At 59.3% G+C, this 2,521-nt stretch carries 1 protein-coding gene and 1 pseudogene; both read left to right on the top strand.

Features of this window, described 5'->3' with window-relative positions:
• Positions 1-658: 658 nt before the first annotated feature.
• Positions 659-880, top strand: a pseudogene (locus tag ENZ75_RS28335) (insulinase family protein); the annotation flags it as partial.
• 57 nt (positions 881-937) lie between these two features.
• Complete coding sequence (locus tag ENZ75_RS28330) at positions 938-1,996, top strand: class I SAM-dependent methyltransferase (RefSeq protein ID WP_024504268.1); 1,059 nt, start codon at positions 938-940, stop codon at positions 1,994-1,996.
• Positions 1,997-2,521 lie beyond the last annotated feature (525 nt).

The following is a 2,521-nucleotide window of genomic DNA, read 5'->3' as shown; positions in this document are numbered from 1 at the left end:
CCTGTAACGAGTACGGGGAATGAGCGACCCATGTAATCCTCCCTGGGGCATTTTGCCAATTTTTGGGTCCACTCCTCCATCCCGAGTTCGCTCATAGCCACAATAAGCGGTTTCCAACGAGCTCGCTCTGAATGCACCAGGCCAACTGGGTAAAAACGGGTAACCGGCACTAAAAGGCGTTGTAGTATCGCCACCAGAAATACTGCTCCGTGGTGCTGGCCTTTGCCTGGGGGCGCAACACGGCAACTACCCGCTCAAAACGGTTGGTCCTCTACCTCTTATTCACCGTCGCTTTCCTCGCGGCCTAACCCGGCCGGAATATCCGTTGCCAGAAAAAGGCCTCGCGGCCGGTTCGAGGCTCATCCCTCCTCCGAAGCAGCACGCTCAAGTATCGTCACAAGCCCCGAGCGCTTCGCGTTCGGCGATGTCCAAATTCCGACAATGTCGGATACAGTCAGATCTACTGGATTGCGTTTGAATGGTTTTCTCATTTGGCACAGTACATGCGGGTCATCCGCAAAACACGTGACCGACCAACAAGAGTTCGCATGATCACCTTACCACAACATACAGCCGCCGCGGAACAATCACTTGGCCCCTGATCGCCCACCCCGGCACCACAACCGGAGTCATCGATGTTCTGACAGGCTGCCCAAGGATACCTGCTGCAACAGGGCTTGCCCTGGTGACGACCACTCCGGCTCCGCCGGTTACCGACGAGGGCAAAGTGACGGATTTCCTGCTTTTCAACGGCATGGAGGTGGCTGTCATTCCCGACCACCGCGCCGGTCGTCACCCATATGGTCTGGTGCAGGATCGGCAGCGCGGAATGAGCCGCCGGGGATATCTGCATGTCTTCGAGCATCTGATGCTCAAGGCGCCTCATGACGAGCACGGCTCCGTCGCCTGGAGAGATTGAACCCAAAGGGAGATTCAGATGTCTGAAGCGAATCAGGAAAAGTTGGACGCATTCTTGGGGAAAATGGTCGGCGATCTCGGTGCGATCGCAACGGGCGCGGGAGTCCTGCTGGGGGACAGACTCGGCCTGTTCAAGGCATTGCGCGAAGGCGGCAAGATGACGGCCGCCGAACTTTCGACACGCACCGGCACCCAGGAACGCCTCGTAAGGGAATGGCTTTCCGGGCAGGCGGCGGCGGGTTACGTCGACTACGATGAAGCGAGCGACAAATTCTATCTCAACGCCGAGCAAGAGCTGGTGTTCGCTGATGAAGACAGCCCGGCCTTCATGGCAGGCGCATTCGAGTTCCTGTCCGCGCTGTGGCTCGATGAAGAAAAGGTGAGGCAGGCATTCCAGTCCGGCAAGGGCGTCGGGTGGCACGATCATAGCGCGTGTCTGTTTCGCGGTACGGAACGGTTCTTCCGTCCAGGCTACAATGCCAATCTGATCGACTCCTGGCTGCCGGCCTTGGAGGGCGTCGTCGAGAAGCTCGAACGCGGCGTGGACGTCGCGGATGTTGGATGCGGTCATGGTGCATCGACCGTGCTCATGGCACAGGCCTTCCCCAATTCGCGCTTCGTCGGCTTCGACTATCATGCCCCTTCGATTGAGCGCGCCCGCAAGGCGGCCGAGGTAGCCGGCGTCGGCGTTAACACGCGGTTCGACGTGGCGGCCGCCAAGAGCTATCCCGGAACCTATGACCTCGTCACATTCTTCGATTGCCTTCACGACATGGGCGACCCGACGGGCGCCGCCACCCATGTCCACGGATCGCTCAAGCCGGACGGCACGTGGATGATCGTCGAGCCGTTCGCGCATGATCATCTGGCGGCGAACCTCAATCCCGTCGGCCGCGTTTACTATGCCGCTTCCACTTTCGTGTGCACGCCCGCATCCGTGTCGCAGGAAGTCGGGCTCGCGCTTGGAGCCCAGGCCGGTGAGGCGAGGCTGCGCAAGGTTGTGACCGGCGGCGGCTTCAAGCGATTGCGTCGCGCCGCGGAGACACCGTTCAACATGGTGCTGGAGGCCCGCCCTTAGCGTGGCCGTCGCCAGAAATTGCAGCTCATCGCATTTGATGAAGATCACCGCCAAAAATCCGGACGCATCGGGCACATTTTCAAGGCGTCTGGGTTCACGCAGAGGTCGCTGCCGAGTTGTGTGCCAAGAGTCCCATACGTTGCGGCTCAGAAAGGACCCCACGCACGGCGACGAACATGCCCATAGCGATGGCCGCTATAATCACATATGTCCACCATGGCGCGTTCACAAAGCTGGTAAGCCACGTCGCACCGAACGCGCTTACGACAAAAACGAGAGCCTCGATAAAAAGACTGAGCCTGTACACATTCAGTCGTCTCATCCTCATACCACCCATCCAAAGACTGAGCTTGTTGCGCTACTGCGACAGAGCCTAACATATTGGAGAGTGCTCACTAGTCGACCGTGAACAATCCGAGCCCTAAGCGGCGACCGGCTTCGGCCGGATTTGAAGCAGGGCAATCAAGAGCGACAAAAACCCCTTCAGCCACCTGAGCAGGAGGGAGAAGTTGTAGCCGGCGGCGG

Source organism: Mesorhizobium sp. M7A.F.Ca.CA.002.04.1.1 (assembly GCF_004022805.1).
Taxonomy (GTDB): Bacteria; Pseudomonadota; Alphaproteobacteria; order Rhizobiales; family Rhizobiaceae; genus Mesorhizobium; species Mesorhizobium ciceri.
This window is presented reverse-complemented; position numbering and strand designations above follow the sequence as displayed.

Coding starts and splice junctions, on each gene's coding strand:
- ENZ75_RS28330 (WP_024504268.1), top strand. CDS start 938: ATGTCTGAAGCGAATCAGGAAAAGTTGGACGCATTCTTGGGGAAAATG.